Below are 23,154 nucleotides of genomic sequence, written 5' to 3'. Positions count from 1 at the left end.
AACCGAATGGTGAACGCTAGCTCATGTCTACCACTTCCATCTGGAAGCGAACGGTAGCCTCGCGATATGACCGCGATTACTGACGTGATCGTCAGCGAACTGATCGAGCCCGGCAGCCTGTCGGACCCCATAGCTCTTTATCGTGATGTCTTCGCTTTACGGCCGGAGGACCCCGCGCCGAGCCCCCGACTGCTGACCGCGTTGGCACACAATGGCAGCATCGCACTCGGGGCACGGGTAAATGGGGAACTGGTCGGCTTCAGCTACGGCTTTCCCGGTTTGGACCTGGATGGCGGCGGACGCATTGCTTCGATATACCACTACATGGAGCTATTGGTAGTACGAGCCGACCGGCAAAGCACCGGCATCGGTCGAGCATTGATGCATTTCTTGCGTAGTATTTCCCTCACCCGTGGATTACGCACCATCCAGTGGGCCTACGACCCACTACGGTCCGCGAACGCATATTTCTACCTCGACGTCCTCGGCGCCCGCGGCTGCGGCTTCGCCCCCAATCTCTACGGCATCGAGGACTCCGGACGCGACCGCGGGCACCCCACCGACCGGATCATCGCCCGCTGGGAACTCACCAAACCCGCCGTCCACTGGCCGCAACCACCCTCCGGGCTCGTCGTCGGCAGCCCCGAGCTCGATCCGCGCGGCGACGCCGAGACCATGCTCTTGGCCATTCCGACCGCGTACGACGATCAATGCGGACACGACGGCGCGGCGCTGCGACGGCGAGTATGCGCCGTCCTCAGCGACTTGATCGCCAGCGGTTTCCAGGCTGTGTCCTGTCGAAAGGCCACCGACGGCACTTCGGTGTACCGACTCGTGACCGGCGCACAACTGCGCCGACGGGAAGCGGTCGGTTCACTACCGCGAGCCGGCTCAGCGCCGATCGCTGAATCTTCTTCGACGGTGTGAGGCGACGCTGTCACCTGAGCCGCATGGACCGAAACCCGCGCCGCCCACGCCTCATCAGCATTGCAGGGTTGCCGCTTCTCGGGACTTCGGTTGGGGCTCGGGCGAACTCGCGGCGGTGCGGCCGGTGACCTGGGCCAGTCCCCACAGGACCAATGCGGACAGTGAGTAGGCGGCCCCGAGCCAGCAGGCGGCCGACCAACCCCAGGTGCTGTAGGCCCAGGTGGTGGTGATCGCGCCGAGGGCGGATCCGAGGGAGTAGCAGGCCATGTAGGCGCCGATGACGCTGCTGGCCCGGTTCGGGTGCGCTGCGGTCAGCAGGTGCTGGCTGCTGACGTGTACTGCCTGGACGGCGAAGTCGAGCAGCACGATGCCGATGATGAGCAGCAACAGGGTTGATTCGGTTCGGGCGATGAGTAACCAGGAGGCGGTGAGCAACACCAGCGCGGAGCCCGTAATCACTTGCGCGCGACCGGAATCGGCCCACCGTCCGGCGCGGCCTGCGCCGAGCGCTCCGGCCAAGCCCACCACTGCGAACAGGCCGATCTGCGTGGTGCCGAAGTTCCATGGATCGGTGCCGAGCGGTAGGGCGAGCCCGCTCCAGAGGGTTCCGAAGGACGCGAAGAGGAAGAGGGTGATCAGTCCTCGGCTCAGGAACAGCCGATCCGTGCGCACGAGCCGCCCCATCGATGCCAAAACCTGTGCGTACCGTGCGCCGGGCGTCCTGCTGTCCGAGTCGAGCGTCGCGCGAACGGTGAGCGCCAGTGCCACGCACAACACGGCGAGCAGCGCGTACACGGCCCGCCAGCCGACCGTGTCGCCGAGGACGCCCGCGAGGACGCGGACACCGAGGATGCCGATCACCACACCGGAGGTGACCGCACCGATATTGCGACCCCGCTCGTTCGGCGCGGAAACGGCGGCGACATAGGCCACCGTCACCTGAACCACCACCGCGAACAGACCCGCGACCACCAGCCCCGCCACCGCGACGACACCATTCGGCGCAACGGCCACGACCACGGCCCCCACGGCGGTAAGTACCAGATGCACGGTGATGAGCCGACGACGATTCAGCACGTCGCCGAGCGGAACGAGCAGGACGAGACCGGCGAAGTAGCCGACCTGCCCGGCCGCGACCAGCCAGCCGAGTGACCCGCGCGCCAGCCCCAGGCCAGTGCCCGCCGTCTCCAATACCGGCTGGATCGCATAGATCGTCGACACGGCCACCGCGCACACCAGCGCCAGCACCCACCGCTGCGATCTTGTGACTCCCATGGCCACAACACCTCCCGAAATTAGTAGCAAAATGCAACTATTTGACGATAGGGCATAATAGTTTCAAAGTGCAACTGATTGAACGGAGGCACATGACCGCGACACCCGGCGCCGGCCGCGATTGGACCGACCCCACCTGCCCGGTCGCGCGAACCGTCGACCTCGTCGGCGACCGCTGGAGCCTGCTGATCGTGCGCGACGCCATGGACGGCGCAACCACCTTCACCGACTTCCAGCAGCGCCTCGGAATCGCCCGCAACATCCTCACCGATCGCCTGCGCAAGCTCGTCGACCACGGCATCCTCACCACCAGCACCGCCCCCGGCGGCAAGCGGCACAGCTACGAACTCACCGCAGCAGGCCAGGACCTCTTCACCACCGTCGTGGCACTGCGCCAATGGGGCGAACGCCACGCCTTCACCGGCAACGAGCCCCACTCGACCCTCGTCGACCACGACGGCCGACCCGTCGCCCGACTACGCCCCGAAGACCACGCGGGCAAGCGCGTCACCGCGGCGACCACCCGAGTTCGCAAGGTGCCCGAGTCATCTCGGTAACTCGGCTGCACGACAAGCGATTACCACCTTCGGCGAGCCAATCGCCATGTCGCAGCTCGCATTCGACCTATCCCTCGGTCCGATGGAGACCGGCGATGCCGGTGAGCACGAGATCGATGCCGACGAGGAACTGCTCCCGGTCGTCGTGTTCGCGCATCTGGCCCGCGACGGCCCGGGTGAATGGGTAGTCGGCGGGGTCGAGTTCCGCCCACGCCTTCGCTACGTCGCCGAGGAACTCGCCGCGATCCAAGTCGGCCGCCAGGACCTGACTGTTCGTGACGTACTGACTGGTCGCGCCGAGGATGTAGTGCACGAGTGCCGAGGTCGCGGTGAACCAGCTGCCCTCGGGGACACCGAGCGCCTGGACCCGTCGCCCGATGCTCTCGACGATCTGCGGCGCTACCGACCCCGATGGGCTGCGGGAGAACTGCACGGCGAGTTGCGTGGCGAGCCAGGAGTGTTCGTCGATCGCGTCGAACAGCCCGAGCGCGACGGCACGGATCTCGTCCTGCGGGGAAGCCACGGATTCGGCGGGCTCGGCGGCCAGTGCCGCGGCGACAACGACGTCGGTCGCGGCGGCGAGCAACTCACCCTTGTTCGCCACGTGCCAGTAGATCGCCCCCGGCCCGGTGGCGAGACGCTCGGTCAGCGCCCGGAATGTCAGCCCGCCCTCACCGGCCGTGTCGAGCAGTTCGACGGCCGCCTCGACGATGCGCTCCCGGGACAGCGCATCCGTCCGCCGCTTCTCCTTACCCGCCCGCGATGCCATACCGCCATCTTGACACGTCTGGAGCGCCGTTCCAACCTGTGTTAGGTTGGAACGGCATTCCATAGTTGCCGAACCGCACCGGCCTCGATCCCGAAGGACCCACCATGCCCACTCCAGTCACGATCATCGGCGCCGGACTCGGCGGACTCACCCTCGCCAGCGTCCTGCACGTCCACGACATCCCGGTCACGGTCTACGAGGCCGAACCCTCACCGACAGCCCGCGCACAGGGCGGCATGCTCGACATCCACGACTACAACGGGCAGCTCGCCATCGAGGCGGCCGGCCTATCGGACGAGTTCCGCAGCCTCATCCTGGAAGGTCGCCAGGCGATCCGAGTCCTCGACCGCGACGGGTCCGTCCTGTTCGACCAGCCCGACGACGGCACCGGCGGCCGCCCCGAGGTGCAACGCGGCCAGCTGCGACAGATGCTGATCGACTCGCTACCTGTCGGCACCATCCAGTGGGGGCACAAGGTCAGCGGTACCCGCGCACTCGGCTATGGCCGCCATGAGGTCACCTTCACCAACGGCAGCACTATCACGACGAGCCTGCTGGTCGGCGCCGATGGCGCGTGGTCAAAGGTCCGGCCCCTATTGTCCACTGCCACACCTGAATACACCGGCATCTCCTACGTCGAGACCTACCTGTACGACGCCGACACCCGCCACCCCGCCGCCGCGAAAGCAGTCGGCGGCGGGTCACTGATCGCACCAGCGCCCGGCAAGGGAATCCAGGCGCACCGCGAGAGCGGCGACACCCTGCACACCTACGTGTCGCTGACCAGATCGTTGGATTGGTTCGCCGCAATCGATTTCACCGACGCCGCCGCAACCAAGGCGCGCATCGCCCACGAATTCGACGGCTGGGCAACAGAACTCACCGCACTGATCACCGAAGCCGACACCGCACCGGTCTTCCGCCCCCACTACACCCTGCCGATCGACCACCAATGGGACCGAGTGCCCGGCGTAACCCTGGTCGGCGACGCCGCCCACCTCGCACCCCCGAACGGCGAGGGCGCCAACCTGGCCATGCTCGACGGCGCCGAACTCGGCAAAGCCCTCGCCGCCCACCCCGACGACATCGAGGCCGCGATCACCGAATACGAGCTCGCCTTGTTCCCGCGCAGCACCGAAATCGCCATCGACGGCGCCGAACTGCACGAGCTCATGTCCGGTGACAAAGCACCGCACAGCCTGGTCACCATGTTCACCGGACACGAGTAGACCGTTGGATCGGCGCGTCCGCACCGATGTATTCGTCGTCGACGCTCTCGGTCTGTGCGGCGGCTCCTACAGGAGCTCGTGCTCCAGCCGGCGCAGCGTCCGGTACGACCGTTCGATCTCGGCGGCATCCTGATGCACGAGAAACACCACGCCCGGCGACGAATTGAGATCGACTGTCGGCCTGGTCATCGCCTGATCGGCGATACGGAACCGCACGCTCTCGATTGCGGGCAGTCGTTCGAGCTCCGCCCGCAGCGTCCGCGCGGGCAGCGGAACCTCCCGGTGTGCAATGAGATTCACACAGCGTGCCCGCTCTCGCCGCGAATACACCGACGGCTGCGCCGCCAGCGCGCGCCCCTCGCCGAGGTAACAGTCCATCGTCAGGTCGACCTGGTTCACGCCCGTGCCGCGATCGAGTGCGCGTGGGTTGGCCAGCCCCGAGAGCCGTGCCCCGGTCTCCAACAGCACGGGACCTGCTGCGGTATAGATCAATTCGGTGTGCGCCGGCCCGTTCGCGATGCCGAGCGCGTCGAGCACGCCCGAAACGTAGTCGAGGATCTCGGTGAACCGCGGATCCTCCTGCGACAGCAGATCCTCGCAGTCATAGATCCGGCGGTTGTCCCGCACCGTCAACTTGTGGCTGATCCACGCGTCGGTGAACCAGTGCTTGCCGTCCCGGCTGACCGAATTGACGATGAACTCGTCCCCGACCAGATACTCCTGCGCCAGCACCGCCGCATTGGTCCGCAGCATCAGGTTCGTCTTGCCGATGATCGCGTGAACGGCGGCCCGAACCTCCGTCTCGGAATCGCTGATGAACACGTCATCGGATCCCGCACTGTCGAGCGGCTTGACCACCACCCGCCCGAGGCCCTCGGCCCGCCGCCATGCCAACAGCCGCCCCGCATCGCTGCCGCGCCGCTGCCGCGTGGTCCGCAACCCCGCACCGGCCACCGCCTCCAGCATGTAGAACTTGTCCCGTCGCACGTGCGAGAGCGCCGGATCATTGCCGCGCAAGCCGAGTTTCGCGGCGATCTCGTCGGCCACCTCGACGCCGTACTCGCTGCCCGCAATGACCGCGACCGGTCCCAGTTCGGCGAGCCTGCGCAGTACGTCGTCGGCCTGGTCCGCGTAGGAGAGATCCTCGGCGAACAGCTCGGCAGGCAGGCTCGCGGAGAAGGTCGCGGGCAGCTGGGAACGGGACTGGACATGGATCAGCCGGTGCTTGTGCCGCGCCTGCTGAGCGAGCAGCGCTCCCGTGGAAAACGCATCCACCAGCACAACGATGGACGAATCAACCTCGGTCATGGCATCTCTCATCGGTTCGGTCATGGAATCAGCCTGCTGTCATAACTATTCGCAACGTGGTCGAGCATCCCGTAGAGCGCGTCGGAACCGAGGCGCGCAAGATCCTCGCGACCGGCACTGGCGGGCAGCGGAAGTCGGCCCAATTTTCCCCAGCGCAGCGCGCCCTGCTCATCGATAACGGAGGTGGCGGCCCCGAAGTTGTCGGTGTGCAGGCAGAACGGGACATCGAGCAGCCCTTCGGTGAAGGCCTGCAGCAGCGCCACTCCCACGTCCGCGTCGAGGTTGAGCACCGTATCGATGAGGGTCCGCGCCTCATCGAGCACCTCACCGAAATACTGCGCCTCGGCCGGGGACGCCGGATCCAGCGGCCCGTCCGCCTCTTCCGACGCAATACGCAGCGCCGCAATGTTTTCCGCGACGGACGGAATCTGCCACGCCTCCGACACCGTCTTCACGATCATCCGTTCACACCCGGTCGCCATGGCCAACCGGGCACTGTCGCGGATCAGCCGAGTCGCGCCGTCGGGTGTCCTCGGGAAAAGACCCATATACGTGTAGAACACGACATGCCAGGTCACATCGCCCAGGTACTCCGCGGCAAGGGTCCGCAACGCTCGCAACGCGCCCCGGTCCTGTTCGGCCAGTGTCCCCTGCGCGTAACTGAATGACATGTACCGCAGGCCGTGCTGCCGGAAGAAACACCCCTCCAGAATCCCCATCGCCACCAGCAGCGACGGCGGGCACAGCTGGCCGAGCAGGCAACCGCCGAAGCTCTCGATATGCCCGAATTCGGCCGCGTCGGCAAGAAACCGGGTGCTCTCCGCCCACGCCTCGAGCGCATCGCGCAGCGGCAGCCTGCTGTAGGGCAGGCAGTACGAGACCGGCCCGCCTTCCGTCGCGTCCAGGCCGACCTCGACCAACCGTTGAAAGACCCGCAGCGGCAACGCAGTACCGTGTCGCACCTGAACCGGGAACGTCGGTCCGTACAGGTCGGCGAGCACCTTCTTGGTCTCCTCGATCGAATGGGAGACAAGCGGATACCCGTTCAGCTCCTCCCCCGCGGCGAGGCGTTCCAGCGGGCTCTGGTAGTCGCCGACCCGGGTGTAGCTGTCGAGGGTGAGCGTGCCGATCACCGGAAAATCCAGGTGGGCCACCCGCGCGAGACCGGACCGCATCGCCGACAAGCTGCCCATGCCCATCCGCGGCTGGACGACCAACTGCCCGGCGGCAGCGCGGTCCGCTACGAAACTGTCGAAGAACCCAGCCACGTCACCGACCCGAGATCAGCTCGAGCGTCGGCAATCCCGAGCGCGCGTCGACGGTGTGCACCTGGGATTTGTGCGGATCACCCGCGCGCACCCTGGCCATCACCGTGTCACCGGCCGCGAAGTCCACCAGCGCGCTGCGATACAGCGTGCGCAGGTGCGTGATGGACAGCCCGGACACCTCCGCCAGCCACCCCGCCGCGCTGTCGCTCCCCGGCTCACCACGCAGCGCGGCGTGCAAGGCCGGTACCTCGTCGACCCGCTCGGGATGGCACCGTTCGACGAATTCCGCCAGTCGCGCACCTGCATCGGTGAACGGCGAGAACACCATCGCGACCAGCTCGTCCTCGCCCAGCCCGAACGCATTCTCGGCGTAGGTGGCCGCAACTCGACGCTGTTCGACGACCTTGTCCGGCGATTCGTAGCGACCGAGGGCGAGCGCGATGAGACTGTCCGGCATCTCCTTCCGGCGCATCATCGTCTCGGCGAACTCCAGATACTCCGAAATCCCGGCCTGATAGGTCCGCCCCTCGACGTACTCGACCCGCAGCCCGCGCAGATGTGCCATGAGAGTCGGGTTGGCGCAATCGGATTCGGTGAAGCTGAAGGCCAGGTCATCGAACCGGAAGCCGAGGAAATCGACGATCAGATCCCAATGATCGTGCACGCGATAGCTGACCAGGTCATAGATCGACACAAAGGTGGGCTGCACCGACCGATCACCCACGGCCACTTCGCGTTCGGCGGGCTCGTGCTCGTCGTCGCCGAACAGTTCGCGGAAATACGCGTCGCCGACGCCACGCAGCGCGGCAAGCAGATCCTGGAACGTCATACCTTTGCGCTGCACGTCGATGCCGATTCCCTTGGCCAGCCGCAGAATCCACGCGGCGTAGAGCGCCTGTTCCCGTCGGGAGTCGCCGGTCATGATCGCGTCGACGCCGCCGCGCCACCAGGCGGCCCGACCGTAGAAGTCGGCGACCGCCAGGTTGCAGCTGTTGCAGAAGGTGGGTCGTCCGTCACCGGCCGACCGGTGTCCGTTCATCAACACGTCGAGCCGGTTGATCGCCACCAGCTTGTCCGGCAGCGGCAAATCGACACGGAAGCGGCGGATCTCGGTGTGGTCGATGGTGAGCAGCTCGGCCCGATCATCGTCGAGCAGACCCAGCGCCGAGTACACCCGATCGATGTTCTCCATCACCGCGCTCACCACACCGGCGTGCCGCATGTTGGCCACCCGCATCAAAAACGTTCTGCCGTAGGCGAGTTGCAGACGCAACTGCACGGCCCGCACGAAGGCCACGACATAGGTGCTGTCCTTGCCGCCGCCGTAAGCCACCATGACCTTGTAGTCGGCGAGCTTGGTGAGACCGCCCGCGTCCTCGATCAGCTTGTCGCCGACCGCCGCCACCCCGCGGCGCTCGTCCTCGGTGAGGAATCCGATCAGCTGCTCGTAACGCGCTAGATCGTCTTTGGCATCATGTCCAGCATTCACAGCGGTTCCGCCTCGAAGTCGAAGTTCTCGATGATCTTTCGGATGCCGGCCTCGACGACGTGCTCATCCTCGTGCACCACAATGAAGCGGCCACGATGCAGCGCGTCGTACGCGCCGCCCGGCGCCAGCACCTCGCCCGGCGCGGGCAGCAGCTCACGCCAGACGATCGGCACCTGGTCCCGCATGGACGAAACCCGCAGCACCCGTTCGGACCGCTCGGCCGACTTGGGCATGATCAGCCAACCCCCGGAGGAGTCGACCACCTCGGGGACCGGCGGGACCGGACCACCCGAGAGCACCCGCAGGAACATCTCGTACAGGTTGACGCCGAACACTCGATAGAGCAGATGCGGCACCTCGGCGCCACCCACTCGCCCACCGATCTCCAGGAACACCGGATCGCCCGACGGGGTGAGGAACACCTCGAGGTGAAAGGGCAAGCGGCGCAAGCCGAGTGCCGCGATGATCTGCTGCGAGAAGTCCTCGATCAACGTCCGTTGCGGTGACGGCCCCATCAGCACCGAGCCGAGCGGCGTTCCGTGCGCGAAGGACAGACAGTCGTTGAGGTAGCGGGAGACCGCCTGGAACGCGACGCGGGCATCGTCGTCCGCGAAGCCGTCCACATGGTAGATCTGTCCCGCGATGAACTCCTCGATCTCGTAGTCCGCCAACTCGATCGACGCCAGCGCGGCATCCAATTCCGCAGCGTTGTCCACCCTGCGCACGCCGATACTCGCGGCACCACCGAGCGGCTTGAGAATCAGTGGATAGCCGCAGGATTCGGCGAAAGCCCGCACCTGCTCGACGCTCGTACAGTCGGCGAACCGCGGCACCGGGATGCCCGCCTCGTCCAGCACCTGCTTCATCCGTACCTTGTCCCGGTACACGGCGACCTCATCGACGGTCGGACCCGGAATACCAAGCTCCGCACGAACTTTGGCAGCGATCTCCAGCGTGAATTCCGACAACGCGATCAGCTCGTCCACCGGCCCGACCCGTTCGATGATCTCCCGAACGGCCGCGCCGAGCGCCGCCACATCATTGACGTCGTCGACCCGCACCTGGCAGGCGATCTTCGCCGGATCCGCAAGCACGCCATCGGCTCCGGGACCGTCCACGACGTAACTGACCTGATTGGCCTCGTGATCAACGAACTCCTCGTACCGAGTGAGCTCGTTGTCCCAGCGGATCCCGTCGAAGAACCGCGGCCACCGATTGACGATGACGATATGCATCAGAACACCTCTCGCGTTGCCGCGTCCTCACTGTCCCAGGGACTGATGAGCGCCCGATCCGCGCGCCAGGCCGAAAATCCTTGGGCCAAACCGAAACGCAGGAAACCGCGGAACCGCTCGATGGCGTCGTCGCCGAGGAACACGTCGGTGTATCCCAGTGCGAGCAGTTCGCGGCGGACTCGGTCGTCGTCGGATACCGCGGTGGTCAGCTTGCCGCCGATCGCGCACGGCACCTCCAGCCCGCGTTCCCGCAGGCCGGACAGCAGCACCTGCGCGCCGTGGAATCCGTGACCGTTCACGCTCGACACGACCAGCAGGTCGGGCCGGTCCGCGCGGATCGCGTCGGCCACATGCTGCACCGGCGTACACGTGCCGAGGTTGTTCACCGTCGCGCCGTGCTCCTCGAGCAGCTTCTGCAGATAAACCAGGTTCCAGAGATGGGAATCGGACTCGACGGTGCTCAGCACGCACCGGAAACGAGCGTTCATGTCACGACCTCAACGTTAGCGTTCTCGCGGGCCAGCAAGGCTTTTCGGAAACTGGCCATCGTCAACGGCAGAAAAACCGCGCCGAACAGGCAGAGCAGTCCACCCATCCACAGCGCGAGTCGTTGTGCGCCGATGGAGGCGCCCAGACCACCGATCAGCAGGCCCGCGATCGGATAGGACAACAGGTTGAGCAGATAGAAGGGACCCATCACCTTGCCGAGATGCTCGCCGGGAATCACCTTCACCCGCTGGGTGCGGTTGTAGATGTTGTAGAGCGCATCCCCGACGAGCATCGCGACAAAGGCGGGGGCATAGACCAGATAAGAGGGTGCGAGGGCGGCTATCAGTACTGTGCCGCACATCAGCCAAAAGCCGATCGCCCCAATGGGTTCGACGCCGAAGCGACGCAACAAGGCCGGCATCAGCAGGAGGTTCAGTAGCCCGGTGACACCGACGGCCGCATTGAGCAGGCCGTACGCGGAGTCGGGCGCGTGAAAGACATCGGTGACCAGTGCCGCGTTGGAGACGATCAGCACGCCGACCACCAGGTTGATGGTGAAGTTGAGGATGCCGAGCAGCAGCACCGGCCGGATGCGCACCATGAGCTGCCAGCCGATCGCCAACTCCGCCAACACTTCTCGGGCCGCCCACCCGACGGCGGTGCGCACCTTCGGTCGGGGCAGCGGCAGCCAGGTGACCGCGCTGATCGCGAACGCGGCGGCGGCCACGAGCAGCAGCCACAGCTTGCCGAGGAAGGCCGCGGCCAAGATCGCCAGGGCGGGCCCGAGGGCCATGGCAAGCAATTCCATGTTCTGCACCAACGACTGCACCGTGGCGATCTGCGAGTCGCGGGCGATCTGCGGCACCATCCGCTCGATCGACATGCGGATGGGTGCCACGCAGACCGACAGGCACGCACCGCCGGTCATCAACGCGGGCACCATCCAGCCCGGCCGGGTCAGGCAGACCAGCACGACGATGACCAGGATGACCGCGCGCATCACCGCGACCCGGGTGAACAGCCTTGCGCCACCGTCGCGGTCCGCGAGCAGACCTGCGAACGGGTAGGCGATCAGCGCGGGCAACCACTCCAGGGCGAACGCGAAGCCGAGAGTCGAGACCTGTTTGGTGTCGTGAAAGATCAACAGCGGCACCGCGAACAGCACAACTTGTTCGGCAATCAGACCTAGCAGAACGCCGGTGGCGAACAACGCGTTGTGCTTACCCACCCTGTCGGCTGCCGTCCCTGGGCGCCGTGGCACCGCCCGTTGCTTCACCCCAGCCGTCTCTCGTGTTCACGGATGAGCGGCAGCACGTGGGTATAGAAGATGCGCATCTCGTCGCGAGTCGGCCAGCCGGAGAAGATGAATTCGCTGACCCCGACCGCCTTGTATTGATAGAGGTAGTCGGCAACCTCTTGATAGCTGCCGACCACGCACAGCGCGGGTCCGCCGCGATAGGGCACGAAGCCGGAGTAGATCATCGGCGACAGCCAGTCGTCGGCGGCCTGCTCGGCCAACCGGAACGACGTTTTCACGGCCACCGAATCGGAGGCGGCGACCACCTGCGCGACCCACTCCCGATGCTTTTCGTCGGGGTTTTCCTGCATAGCGGCAAGATCGGTGAGCGCCTGCTCCCGAGTTTCCCTGGCCAGGATGTGCATTCGGGTGCCGACCCGGGCGCCCTTGTCGAGCACCGGCCGGGCCGCCGCGCCCATGCCCTCGGGCGTATCGCCGTAGCGCAGCCAACAGTCGCCGTACATCGCGGCCGTCTCCTGCGCGATCTCCGAGGCACCGCTCAGATAGATCTCGGGCCGTCCGCCACCTTTGTAGCCGAGGCCGAGCGCGGCCTCCTTGATGACGTAGTGCTCGCCCTCATACGACAGCGGCGACTGCCCGCTCCAAAACCGGTGGCAGATATCGAGGAACTCCTGAGTGCGGGCATACCGTCCGTCATGCGCGACGAAATCGCCGTAGCCGGCCTGCTCCGCGGGCGAGATGCCCGCGACGAGGTTCAACGAGATGCGCCCATCGGACATCCAGGAGATCGTGTTCACCACCTGGGTGAACAGCGTCGGCGAGAGCAGCCCGGGCCGGTAGGCGAGGATGAAGGTGACGTTCTCGGTCTCCCGGACCAGCGCGCCGATCATCGGCAGCGGATCGGGCATGTAGTCGGCGATGCCCATCAGCAGGGAGTCGACGCCCAGCGCGTCCGCCTCCTGTACGAAGTCCACCATCCCGTCGAAGTCGAGTTCGCCGACTCGGTACTTCTCGGTCGCCTTCTGCTGCCCGCTGTCCAGCGGTGCGCACCAGTGGAACCGCAACTCCCCGTGCTCGGGGTTTCGGGTATGAGACAGCGGGGCGAAGTTCGTACGGTCGTAGTTCATTGTTATCGGGATTCACTTCCGGTATCGCAACGGAGGCAGCAGAAGGTGTTCGGCACCAATTCAGACAATAGCTGATCCAAGACCACCCTCTCAGAATGCACGCGTCCGGAGCTGTACCCCCAGAAGCTCCCAAAGGAAGTCGCATCCCCGCGGCGACTCCCCCTGCCCTGTTAAGGCAAAGTTACATCGACTGTTCGTCGCTGTCAAAGAAGTATAAGCTGCCTGCAGCGTTACAGTTGAACAATTATTCGGCCAGCGGAACACGTCCGCTTCGAGCAGACGATCTTATGCGGAAAACCCCCCATTCGGGGGGTGGACGGCAACGCCCGGACAGGGGAGAATTGGGCCGCTACCAGTGTGTTAGCAGGAAGTTACAACAGGAACGGGGGGTTCGACGTAACCGTCAAGCAATAGTTTCCCACCAGTTACCGAGCATTCCGGAAAGAATCTCGGATATATACGTTAGCCGATAGTCGACGCATTGCCCATGGGAGATCCCCCGGGCGTCTGTTAACACCATCGGCTTGCCTACATATTTTCAGATGGCGAATATACGGGATGGAGCGCCGACGCCACACGCGTCCGGTCTTGTTATTTCACGGTTTCGACGGACATCGCACCGATGAACGACGAGCTCCCCCGCACGACTATTGAACGGATCGGACTTTGCCTGAATTGACTGAACCGACCGCAGCCACGCCGCCACTACCGCGTGCGCATCTCACGTCGAAACGAACCATAGCGGCGTTGACCTTGCAGGCGCGATTTCTGGCCGCCGCGCGTGAGTTCTTGACCGCGGAGGGTTTCACCGAGCTGTTGCCGCCCATCATCGGTCCGGTGACCGACCCGGGGGCACGCGGCGCGAAACAGGTCGACATCGACTACTACGGGCACCGCTACAAGCTGATGACCAGCGGCATTCTCTACAAGCAGACCTCACTGCTCGCCTTCGACAAGATCTTCCATGTGGCCCCGAACGTGCGGCTCGAGCCGCTGGAAACCGCGGTGACGCACCGGCATCTCGCCGAGTTCCACCAGCTCGATGTGGAGATCGCGAACGGGTCGCGCGAGGACGCCATGGACGTGGCCGAGCGGCTGACCAAGTACGCGGTGGAATACGTGCTGAGCAGCGCCCAGCGCGAATTGGAAGTCCTGGACCGCGATCTCGAACAGTTGAAACAGGTGCTCGCGGGTCCTTACGACCGCAAGCGGCACACCACTGCGGTGACCGAGCTGCGCGACCTCGGCTACGACCAGCGCGAGCACACCGAAATCGACTGGCAGGGTGAGGAAATCATCTCCGCGGCGGCCGCTCGCCCGTTCTTCATCACCGACTATCCCAAGGGTTCGCGCGGCTTCTACGACAGCGAAAACCCGGACGAGCCAGGCATGTTGCGCAACTTCGACCTGATCTTCCCCGGCGGGTTCGGCGAAATGATGAGCGGCAGTGCGCGCGAGTCGGATTACCGCACGCTGCTGACGCGTATCCGCGAAACCGGTGAGAACCCGGCCAAATACGAGTGGTACCTCACCGTGGCGCGCGAAGGGCTTTCGCCCAGTGCGGGTTTCGGCCTCGGCGTGGAGCGGTTCACCCGATTCCTCGGCGGTCTCGCCGCGGTCTGGCAGGCCACCGCCTACCCCAAGATTCCAGGGGAGCTACGTCCATGAGTGTGCTGTCGGCTCCTGGATTTCCCGAGCGGGAGGTGCGGGCGCGGGCGCGCACCGCGGCGGGTTCGGTATTTCCGGACAATGCGCGATACGGCTCGACCCTGTTCGGACAGGGGCAGCACGCGGACGCGCCCGCCATGGACGCGATCGACCACGCCCGGCTGGTACCGCCCGTGTTCGTGCCGCTGCGCGCGGAGAAGATGTTCGACCTCGGCCGGGAACCCCTAGCAGGTGACGTGGACCTGACCACCACCATCGGCGGCCTGCGTTCGACGCTGCCGGTGTACGTTTCGGCGTTCGGCTCCACCGCGGTGGCCAACGGCGATCTCGGTGTCGCGGTGGCCGGACAGGCCGGTGCCGCAGGTGTGCCGATGGTGATCGGCGAAAACATCGTGCCCGTATCGGGTTACGGCCGGATGGCGGACGAGGAGCAGAGCTCGCTGCTGCGGCGGCTCACCGAGTACACGAAGATGGCCGCCGACGATCTCGGCGGCGTGATCGTCCAGCAGAGCACCGAGGACGCCGACGCCGAGGTCTGGAATCTGGTGTACAGCGACCCGGCGAGCGAGCCACTGCTGGCCAGCGGTCGCCTTGCCTTCGAGTTGAAGGTGGGCCAAGGCGCGAAACCCGGCATCGGCGGCATGACCCTCATCCCCCGTGAACGGGCCGCGCACCTGTCGGCGCAGTACGACATCCTGGACATCTACGACGCTACCGACGCCTCGGTGCTGCGTTCGGCCACGCCCGGCACTTTCACCGCGGAGATCCTGCGTCAGCAGATCCGGTTGATGCGCAACAACTATCCGCGCTGCCGGGTCTGGGTGAAGCTGCCGCCCGCCCGGGACGTCGCCGACGCGGCCGAGGTGGCCTGGGCCGCGGGCGCTGACGCGGTGACCATCGATGGCGCCGAGGCGGGCACCGGCTGGGCACCGCACGGGTTCCTCGACCACGTCGGCCTGCCGCTGGCCGAATGCCTGCGCCGGGTCGCCGACCGCGACCGGCACGAGCACAGCCTGCTCGTCTCCGGAAGATGTTGGGAGGGAACCAGAGTCGTCAAGTGCCTGGCCCTGGGCGCGTCCGCCGCCGGCCTCGGCCGGGCCGCCTTGGTCGCCGCCGACGAGAACGCCGATCATGGACTGACGAACCTGCTCGCCGCGTTCGACCTGGAGCTCCGGCTCCTGATCAGCGCGCTCGGCAAGTACCGGATCGCGGATCTGGCCGCCGAGGACATATGGTTCCCTGCTACCAAGGAGAGGATGCGATGACTACAGAGCGACAGTGGCGTGTGGCAGTACTCGGACCCGGCGGTGTCGGTGGATTGGTCGGTGCACTGCTGGCCCGTGCCGGGCACCGGGTTACCTTCCTCAGTGGACCGGAGACGGTGCGTACCGTGCAGGAGCACGGAATGCACGTGCGCAGTGGGATGTTCGGTGAGTTCACCGTAAAAGCCCAGGCGGACACCGAGTTACGTGAACCCGTGGACCTTTGTCTGGTGACGGTCAAACAGAACATCCTCGGCGCAGCCGTCGACCGGGTACCGCCCGCCGCGCTGGGCGACGGCTTGGTCGTACCGCTGCTCAACGGGATCGAACACCCTGCGGTCCTGCGCGAACGATACCGCCCGGAACTGGTTGTGCCCGGCGTGATCCGGGTCGCGTCGAACCGCGTCGCACCGGGCTCCATCGAACACGGCAGCCCGTTCGTCGACATCGATCTGGCCAGCGCCACCACACCCCCCGAACAGCTCGACGCGCTCGCGGCGATCCTCAATGACGCTGGCATACAGGCAAAGACACGTGACGACGAATCCGCCATGCTCTGGGGCAAACTCTTCTTCCTCGCCCCCTTCGCCCTACTGACCACGCACCACCAATGCTCGGTCGGCTCGCTCCGCACCGACCATCGGGCCGAGCTCACCGATCTCGTCACCGAAATCGCCGCACTCAACCCCGCCTCCGATATCGAAGCAGCCCTACGCTTCTACGACGCCTTCCCACCGGAAGCCAAGTCCTCGATGCAACGCGACGCCGAGGCCGGACGCCCCCTGGAACTCGACGCCATCGGCGGCGCATTACTCCGCATCGCCCAGCAGCACACCATCCCGATGCCATTGACCGAACGCCTGGTCACCGCCCTGACGCCACTGGCCGACGGGGCGGCGGCCGAATCGAGGAGCTGACCCGGTAGCCGCGGTCAGTCGGTCCTGGCGCCGATCGACCAGCGGCGGTCCGGACGCAGAAGCCGGCCAGGCCGACGTCATTCAGCGGTAATCCCGCGCGAAGGTCTGACCGTACCGGTCACCCATCGGAATTCGGCTGGTACAGAACAGGTTCGGATCAACTCGAGCGGCACGAGAGTTCGGGTTCGCCTGCGGGCCACGCAGCACTTCGCGGACAATGACAGTGCGACCCCGGTTGTGTCGAATGTTGTTCGCCGCGACCGACGTTCATCACAGCGGCGAGCTGTCACCCGATATCGCGGGTCGATCGCGGAGCGTGGGGTGATGGTGTCGTCGAGATACCAGTGCAGGGGACATCGATGGACACTTCAGGGATTCCCGAGGGCGAACAGCTGTACTTGTTCACGGGCGGCACGATATTGACCGTTGACCGGGCATTCTCGATTGCCGAGGCAATCGCGGTGCAGGGCAATCGCATCGTCGCGGTCGGCGCGGAGGCGACGGTACGCAAGATCGTGGGGGTAGGAGCCACGGAGATCGATCTCGCAGGCCGAACGATGTTGCCGGGCTTCGTCGATGCGCATACCCACGTATTGACCGGCAGCATGGTGGCGGCTCTGATGGAGTACGTCGGCATGGCGCGCTTCGCCACCGCGCGTGAGGTACTCGATCATCTGGCAGACCTGGCAAGGCAAGCGCAAGCAGGCAAATGGATCCTCGCCCGTAATTTCGATCCGGCAGTGCAGCCGGACCTGGCAGCGCTGACGTTCGCCGAACTCGACGCGGTGTCGACCACACATCCGGTGTTCGTCCTCAACGCCTCCGGGCACATCGCCTATGCCAATTCCGCGGCGTTCGCCGCCGCAGGCATCGGAGAGGATGTGGAGAATCCGGACGGAGCCGAGTTCGTTCGCGATGCCGACGGAAAGCTCACCGGGACAATGAAAAACGGTGTCGCATACAACCAGGTCCTGGGGAAATGCGACGCCGCTGCCGGATTGAACCCGGTCGACGCGCTGGTCGACCTACTCGAAAGCTGGCGGCAGGTCGGTTTGACCACGGTGAGCGAACTGGGATTGGGCACCTTGAGCCACACCCCTGACGACCTCGCCGTGCTGACGCAGGCGGCTGCCACCGGCAAGCTCCAGACCCGTATCCGCGCCTACCCCTTCTATACCCTCGGAACCGACACCTGGGACGCAGCGGGGGTGCGGCCGGGCGATGGCGACGCGTTGGTGCGTATCGCGGGCTACAAACTCGTCGCCGACGGCTCCAACCAGGGATTCACCGGCCTGCAACGCGAGCCGTATCTGAATACCGACAACTACGGAATCGCGTACATGGAGCCCAAAGTGCTCGCCGCAGAAGCGGTCGACCGCGCGAGCAAAGGCTGGTCGCTCGCGATCCACGGCAATGGCGACGCCGGTATCGACAACATCCTGGATGCCTGCGACGCGATACGCGAAGCCGGGGTGGAGCCGGGCGCTGTGCGAGTGCGGATCGAGCACTGCTCGATCCTGCACGACGAACAGATCACCCGCATGAAAGACCTGGGCGTATCCGCCAGCTTCCTGATCGGGCATGTCCATTACTGGGGTATCGCGATGCGCGACAACGTCTTCGGCGCACAGAAGGCCTTGCTGCTCGACCGGTGCCGCAGCGTGGAGGCAGCGGGAATCGGGTTCACGCTGCACTCCGACTTCATGGTCACCGACCCCGACCCACTGCACATGATCGAGATGGCCGTGACCCGGCGTACCTGGAAAGAACCCGACTATGTGCTGGCACCCGAAGAGCGCGTATCGGTGGAATCGGCAATCCGCGCCGTGACGTCCGAAGCGGCGTGGCAGCTCTCCTCCGAACATGAAGTCGGCAGCCTCGAGGTCGGCAAATACGCCGACTTCGTCATTCTCGATCAAGACCCCCGCGCCGTCCCACCTGATCAGATCAAGGGCATCACAGTCCTGGAAACCTGGATGAACGGCAACCAAGTCTATTCAGGGAGCTAGCGCCTCTGGCGTCCGTGCCGTTCCGACGCGCGGAACGTTCGACGGACAGCGGTCCGGCGGTTTCGTTCACGCAGAAGGTAACCGTCGCGCTGCGCGGCCGGAGCCCATAGCGTCGAGGGGTGGGTGCTACACGGCGGCGGCCGTTGAAAACCGTTACCGGAGTGAGTGGTTCGGCCGATGTTTACGGGGCCGCGGTGGATCCCGGACAATCCACCGTGGCCTCGGCCATCGAGATCGCGCAGCTCGCCGAAGCCAACGGGTTCGATGCGCTTTTCGCTGCGGACCTGCTCAGCTTCGGCGCACAAGGTGCGATCGGGGCGCAGGAGCCGCTGATCTTCCTGTCCGCATTGAGCGCGGTGACCGAGCACGTCGGCCTGATCGCCACGGTGACAACGACTTTCCATCATCCGTACAACCTGGCCAGGCTGTTCGGCACCCTCGACCACGTCAGCAACGGGCGTGCCGCCTGGAACGCGGTCACCTCGTCGCTGGGCGAGGAGAACTACGGCGATCAGGACCTGCCGTCGCCGGAGGAACGGTACGAGCGCGCCACTGAATCCCTCGAGGTCGTCAACGCGCTGTTCGACAGCTGGCAGCCCGGTGCCCTGACACCGGATGGCCGCGGCGGCGCAATCCTGAACGCCGACCTGGTCCGCCCGATCGACTACGCGGGCAAGCACTTCACGGTCCGCGGACCATTGAACATCCCGCCGCTCCCCCAGCGCCGCCCCGTACAATTCCAAGCCGGTCAATCCGAGGCAGGCCTCGAACTCGGCGCCCGCTTCGCCGAAGTCGTCTTCACCTCCCTACCAACCCTCGACGACGCCATCACCTACACCAAGAAAATCCGCACTCGCGCAGCAGAATTGGGCCGTGCGGACGGCCTGCCGCTGATCATGAGCTCATTCCACGCGACCTACGGCGCCTCCGAAGCCGAAGTCCGCCAACTGGTCCGCGAGCGCGACGAGGCCACCGATTTCGACGCGGGCCGCATCCAGCTCGCCGACATGCTCGGCGGTAACATCGACCTCTCCGAACTCTCCCTGGACAAGCCGATCCCGGAACACCTACTGCCCGAAGTGAATTCGGTACACCGACGCCGCGGCCGAGTCGAAATCTTCAGCAGCTTCGCCCGTTCCGGAAAAACCCTGCGCGAGCTGATCATCGCCGCCAAGGACACCGGCCACTGGGCCGCCGCAGGCACCCCCGACCAACTGGCCGACGCAATCGCCCAACGCTACAACGCCGGCGTACTGGACGTAATAACCCTCGGCGGACTGACCGACCCCCGAACCCGCGACTTCCTCCTCAACGGCCTCCTCCCAGAACTCCGCCGCCGCAACATCATCGATCCCGACTACCTCGGCCCCACCTTCCGCGACAACCTCGAACTCCCACCCCTACCTCCGGCCGGACACCGATCAAGCCTGCGGTCGCAAGTCAGGCAGTCGTAGACGCGACCGCTACAGCAACCCGCCTGGTCCGATTGGCTGCTTCTGGTCGGAGCATCACTGATTCTCCCGTGGAGGACGCAAACCGGGCCACGCCGAGCTCGTTGAGATCGGCGTGGCCCTTCGCGTTCCCGCTCGTATTCGACGGCTACCAATCCGTCTTCCAGGACGTGTGCTCGCGGGTGTTCAGCTCGTCGGCTGCGTCGGATCGGTCTGCCCGCCGCCGAACACCTCGGTGACAAGCCGCTCGTTCGCCGCCTGGAACGGTCCTCCCAGGGACAGTGCGGAGTCGTCCACATAGTTCAGCGTGGCGGTCAGAGTTTTGCTGCCGTCGAGTGTGCTGTACATCAAGGCCGCGTGACCTGCGGCGCCGCCGTTGTGCGTGATGACGGTGCCGCCGGGCCCGCTGTCCTTCACGAATACCCCCAGGCCGTAGTCCATGCCCGGGATGCCCGTCGGGTGCGGCGTGTACATCTCGGCCAGCAGTTCGGCAGGCAGCAGCTTGCCGGTCACCAGCGCGGAGATGAACGTGTGCAGGTCTCGGCTGGTCGAGATCATGTCGCCGCCACTGGAGATCCAGGAGGGGTTCTGTTCGGTGACGTCGACCGTCTTCTCCTGATCGCCGTCGTACCGGTAGTAGGCGTGGGCGTGCGGCTCGGGGAGCTCCGACTGTGTGGTCGGCGCGATGGTGCCCGACAGTCCGAGCGGCCCCAGGATCAGCCGCTGCATCTCTGCGGCGTACGAGCGGCCGGTGACCTTCTCGATCAACAGCCTGGCCAGTACGTAGTTGGTGTTGGAATAGCTCCAGCCCGTCCCTGGCTCGAACCGCGCCGGTTTGGACAACGCCAACTCCACCAGCTCCTCCGGCCGGTAGGTGCGGAACCGGTTGTCGGCCCACTCGTCGGCCAAGGGGGTGCCCGCCGAGGCGATCCCCAGCGCGATCGTCCCATCCTGGTAGAGCTCACCGGTGAAGTTGAACACTCCGCTGGTGTGCTGCAACAACATTCGCACTGTGATCCGCTCGTCGAGCCCGAACTCCGGCAGGTAGTCCGCCGCCGAGGTGTCCAACCCGATCCTGCCCTCGCCCACCAATTGCAAGACCAGTGTCGCAGTGAAGGTCTTGGTGTTGCTGCCGATCCGGACATACCCGTCGATCGGTGGCTTCGCGGTGCCGCCCAGCTCGGCTACCCCGGCGCTGCCGACCCACCCGCCTCGCTCATCGTGCACGCGCAGCGTCAGCCCGGCAATACCGGAATCGACGATCTCCTCGATCGCCTTCTGCAGTTCCGCACGATCCTGCCCGGCAGCCGGGGCCTCGCTGTCCACGGTGTCCGCCCCCGCGTCGAGGGCGGCGGTGATCTTGCGGGCCATTGCCGTGGCGGCGGGGCCGGGCTCGCCGTTGCGGGGCCGGGCTGCGGCGTCGACGGCGATGGCGATGGTCGTGCGAAAGTTGTCGGCCTCGGCGCGATCCTGCTGTGCCAGCAGCTTCATCGTCGCGGTCAGGGCCGGCAGTACCTGGTCAGCGAGTTCGGCGACGGTCTTGCCGTTCAGTTTGATCTCGCTGGCTTTCGTGGCGAGTACGTGCCCGATCGGGCCGGTCGCCGAGGTCAGGGCGAGGGAGGCGTTGGTGGCGGCCTTGTGGGGTGTGCCGCCGGTGGCGGCCAGCAGCGAAACCGCGCCCCACGCTGCTACTCGCAGCGTGTTCTTGTCCTGGTCGGAAAGGGTGATCGACATGGTGATGTATTTCCTTGCCTGCGTTGCGCGGTCGGTGTGTGAATGTTGTTGCCTGCCTGGCTGATACCGGTCTGTCGTAGACCCGGACCGCTGCGGCAGCGCAAGTTCGAGAATGCCCAGCCCAGGTATCCGGGATCAACGGCTGATCACGTAAGATTTCATAACCAAGGTGTTATGTCGGCTGGGGTGACTGTGGAACTGAGAGATATCGAGATCTTCTTGGCCTTGGCCGAAGAGCTACATTTCGGCCGCACGGCAACCCGCCTGCACGTCACGCAGGCGCGCGTCAGCCAGGCCATCAAACATCAGGAACGTCTCATCGGCGGGGCACTGTTCGACCGATCGACTCGCCGGAATGTCTGCCTGACCCCGCTCGGGGAACAACTTCGCGACGACTTGCGTCCCCATTACACCGGGCTGTACGCCGGTATCGATCGTGCCCGGCAGACCGCGCGCACGACCGCTGCCGTCTTGCGGATCGGGATGCTCGGCTGGAACACCGATGATCTGCGGCCCGTCTTCGATGCCTTCACCACTCGGCGACCCGGATGCCGAATTCAGATCCGTGCGGTGCAATTCAGCGACCCGTTCGGCCCGCTACGCGCAGGGATCATCGATGCGGCGATCCTATGGCTGCCGGTGCGGGAGCCGGATCTGACTGTCGGCCCCGTTGTCTTCACCGACCCGGTTGTCCTGGCAGTATCTGCCGAACATGCACTGACACAGCAAGAATCGGTCGGCTACGAGGATCTGGCAGACCACCCGGTGATGGCAGGTGCAACACCTGACTACTGGCGCCGAAGCCTCGTGCCCGCACACACCCCCAGCGGCCGTCCGATCCCCATCGGGCCAACTGTGGGGAGTTTCGCGGAAATGATCCCCATTCTGGCTACCGGCGAGGCCGTGTCGCCCGTCCACGCTCAAGCCATCAGACTCGCACCCCGTCCCGAAATCGCTTATCTGCCCATCCGAGACGCGCCACCCGCCGAGTTCGCACTCATCTGGCGGACCGCTGCGGAAACCGATCTCATCTGCGCCCTCGCCCAGACCATCATCGACCTCGGCCCACGCCAGTTCGACCTGTCATAGCGCAGTAGCGGACCAGCTGGCTGCGCGTCGCCAGCCAAATCACCCCACTCAGCTACGAAGTCGACGCCCTGCGTGGACTATTGGTCGGACGAG

At 65.6% G+C, this 23,154-nt stretch carries 19 protein-coding genes; 9 read left to right on the top strand and 10 right to left on the bottom strand.

What is annotated here, in order from left to right; all coding sequences use genetic code 11:
* Nucleotides 1-66: 66 nt before the first annotated feature.
* On the top strand, nt 67-927 hold the full coding sequence (locus ABZ942_RS18425; protein WP_357383428.1) for a GNAT family N-acetyltransferase: 861 nt from the start codon (nt 67-69) through the stop codon (nt 925-927).
* Between the two features lie 54 nt (nt 928-981).
* Here ABZ942_RS18425 and ABZ942_RS18420 read toward each other — a convergent pair whose 3' ends face one another.
* On the bottom strand, nt 982-2,202 hold the full coding sequence (locus tag ABZ942_RS18420; RefSeq protein WP_357383426.1) for an MFS transporter: 1,221 nt from the start codon (nt 2,200-2,202) through the stop codon (nt 982-984).
* Between the two features lie 92 nt (nt 2,203-2,294).
* Between ABZ942_RS18420 and ABZ942_RS18415 the strand changes: the two genes are divergently transcribed.
* The gene (locus ABZ942_RS18415; RefSeq protein ID WP_357383425.1) at nt 2,295-2,759 is read left to right on the top strand and encodes a helix-turn-helix domain-containing protein; all 465 of its coding nucleotides are present in this window, start codon (nt 2,295-2,297) and stop codon (nt 2,757-2,759) included.
* 67 nt (nt 2,760-2,826) lie between these two features.
* Here the strand turns inward: ABZ942_RS18415 and ABZ942_RS18410 are convergent, their stop codons facing one another.
* A complete protein-coding gene (locus tag ABZ942_RS18410) occupies nt 2,827-3,528 on the bottom strand; it encodes a TetR family transcriptional regulator (RefSeq protein ID WP_357383423.1) in 702 nt (233 codons plus the stop codon).
* A 104-nt stretch (nt 3,529-3,632) separates the two neighbouring features.
* Between ABZ942_RS18410 and ABZ942_RS18405 the strand changes: the two genes are divergently transcribed.
* Complete coding sequence (locus ABZ942_RS18405; protein WP_357383421.1) at nt 3,633-4,757, top strand: NAD(P)/FAD-dependent oxidoreductase; 1,125 nt, start codon at nt 3,633-3,635, stop codon at nt 4,755-4,757.
* Between the two features lie 66 nt (nt 4,758-4,823).
* On the opposite strand, the gene ABZ942_RS18400 is transcribed toward ABZ942_RS18405, so the two are convergent.
* From ABZ942_RS18400 to ABZ942_RS18370, 7 genes are read right to left on the bottom strand one after another with little or no spacing between them, the layout of a single operon-like run.
* Nucleotides 4,824-6,065: an ATP-grasp domain-containing protein gene (locus tag ABZ942_RS18400; RefSeq protein WP_357383419.1), complete on the bottom strand. Its 1,242-nt coding sequence runs from the start codon at nt 6,063-6,065 to the stop codon at nt 4,824-4,826.
* Nucleotides 6,066-6,085: 20 nt separating this feature from the next.
* On the bottom strand, nt 6,086-7,333 hold the full coding sequence (locus ABZ942_RS18395; RefSeq protein WP_357383417.1) for a methylaspartate mutase: 1,248 nt from the start codon (nt 7,331-7,333) through the stop codon (nt 6,086-6,088).
* 1 nt (nt 7,334) lies between these two features.
* The gene (locus ABZ942_RS18390) at nt 7,335-8,822 is read right to left on the bottom strand and encodes a hypothetical protein (protein WP_357383415.1); all 1,488 of its coding nucleotides are present in this window, start codon (nt 8,820-8,822) and stop codon (nt 7,335-7,337) included.
* A complete protein-coding gene (locus ABZ942_RS18385) occupies nt 8,819-10,057 on the bottom strand; it encodes an ATP-grasp domain-containing protein (protein ID WP_357383413.1) in 1,239 nt (412 codons plus the stop codon). Before ABZ942_RS18385 ends, ABZ942_RS18390 begins: the two co-directional genes overlap by 4 nt.
* Nucleotides 10,057-10,545 (bottom strand): cobalamin-dependent protein, encoded by a 489-nt coding sequence (locus tag ABZ942_RS18380; RefSeq protein ID WP_357383411.1) that lies wholly within the window; start codon nt 10,543-10,545, stop codon nt 10,057-10,059. The genes ABZ942_RS18385 and ABZ942_RS18380 overlap by 1 nt, the downstream gene beginning before the upstream one ends.
* The gene (locus ABZ942_RS18375; protein WP_357383409.1) at nt 10,542-11,774 is read right to left on the bottom strand and encodes an MFS transporter; all 1,233 of its coding nucleotides are present in this window, start codon (nt 11,772-11,774) and stop codon (nt 10,542-10,544) included. The genes ABZ942_RS18380 and ABZ942_RS18375 overlap by 4 nt, the downstream gene beginning before the upstream one ends.
* Nucleotides 11,775-11,818: 44 nt before the next feature.
* Complete coding sequence (locus tag ABZ942_RS18370) at nt 11,819-12,931, bottom strand: LLM class flavin-dependent oxidoreductase (protein ID WP_357383407.1); 1,113 nt, start codon at nt 12,929-12,931, stop codon at nt 11,819-11,821.
* A 666-nt stretch (nt 12,932-13,597) separates the two neighbouring features.
* Between ABZ942_RS18370 and ABZ942_RS18365 the strand changes: the two genes are divergently transcribed.
* The 5 genes from ABZ942_RS18365 to ABZ942_RS18345 all read left to right on the top strand — a co-directional run bounded on the left by ABZ942_RS18365 (nt 13,598) and on the right by ABZ942_RS18345 (nt 20,241).
* The gene (locus ABZ942_RS18365; protein WP_357383406.1) at nt 13,598-14,599 is read left to right on the top strand and encodes an asparagine synthetase A; all 1,002 of its coding nucleotides are present in this window, start codon (nt 13,598-13,600) and stop codon (nt 14,597-14,599) included.
* Nucleotides 14,596-15,864, top strand: a complete 1,269-nt coding sequence (locus ABZ942_RS18360) for a glutamate synthase-related protein (RefSeq protein WP_357383404.1) — start codon at nt 14,596-14,598, stop codon at nt 15,862-15,864. The genes ABZ942_RS18365 and ABZ942_RS18360 overlap by 4 nt, the downstream gene beginning before the upstream one ends.
* A complete protein-coding gene (locus ABZ942_RS18355; protein WP_357383402.1) occupies nt 15,861-16,778 on the top strand; it encodes a 2-dehydropantoate 2-reductase in 918 nt (305 codons plus the stop codon). Before ABZ942_RS18360 ends, ABZ942_RS18355 begins: the two co-directional genes overlap by 4 nt.
* Nucleotides 16,779-17,176: 398 nt before the next feature.
* Nucleotides 17,177-18,787 (top strand): amidohydrolase family protein, encoded by a 1,611-nt coding sequence (locus tag ABZ942_RS18350; protein ID WP_357383400.1) that lies wholly within the window; start codon nt 17,177-17,179, stop codon nt 18,785-18,787.
* Between the two features lie 119 nt (nt 18,788-18,906).
* Nucleotides 18,907-20,241 carry an NtaA/DmoA family FMN-dependent monooxygenase gene (locus ABZ942_RS18345; protein ID WP_357383398.1) on the top strand — a complete coding sequence of 445 codons (1,335 nt, stop codon included), beginning with the start codon at nt 18,907-18,909 and terminating at the stop codon, nt 20,239-20,241.
* Between the two features lie 183 nt (nt 20,242-20,424).
* On the opposite strand, the gene ABZ942_RS18340 is transcribed toward ABZ942_RS18345, so the two are convergent.
* Nucleotides 20,425-21,972 (bottom strand): serine hydrolase domain-containing protein, encoded by a 1,548-nt coding sequence (locus ABZ942_RS18340; protein WP_357383396.1) that lies wholly within the window; start codon nt 21,970-21,972, stop codon nt 20,425-20,427.
* Nucleotides 21,973-22,014: 42 nt separating this feature from the next.
* Here ABZ942_RS18340 and ABZ942_RS18335 point away from each other — a divergent pair, with 42 nt between their 5' ends.
* Nucleotides 22,015-23,061 carry a LysR family transcriptional regulator gene (locus tag ABZ942_RS18335; protein ID WP_357383394.1) on the top strand — a complete coding sequence of 349 codons (1,047 nt, stop codon included), beginning with the start codon at nt 22,015-22,017 and terminating at the stop codon, nt 23,059-23,061.
* Nucleotides 23,062-23,154 lie beyond the last annotated feature (93 nt).

The sequence above is a fragment of the Nocardia sp. NPDC046473 genome, assembly GCF_040645995.1.
Taxonomy (GTDB): Bacteria; Actinomycetota; Actinomycetes; order Mycobacteriales; family Mycobacteriaceae; genus Nocardia.
This window is presented reverse-complemented; position numbering and strand designations above follow the sequence as displayed.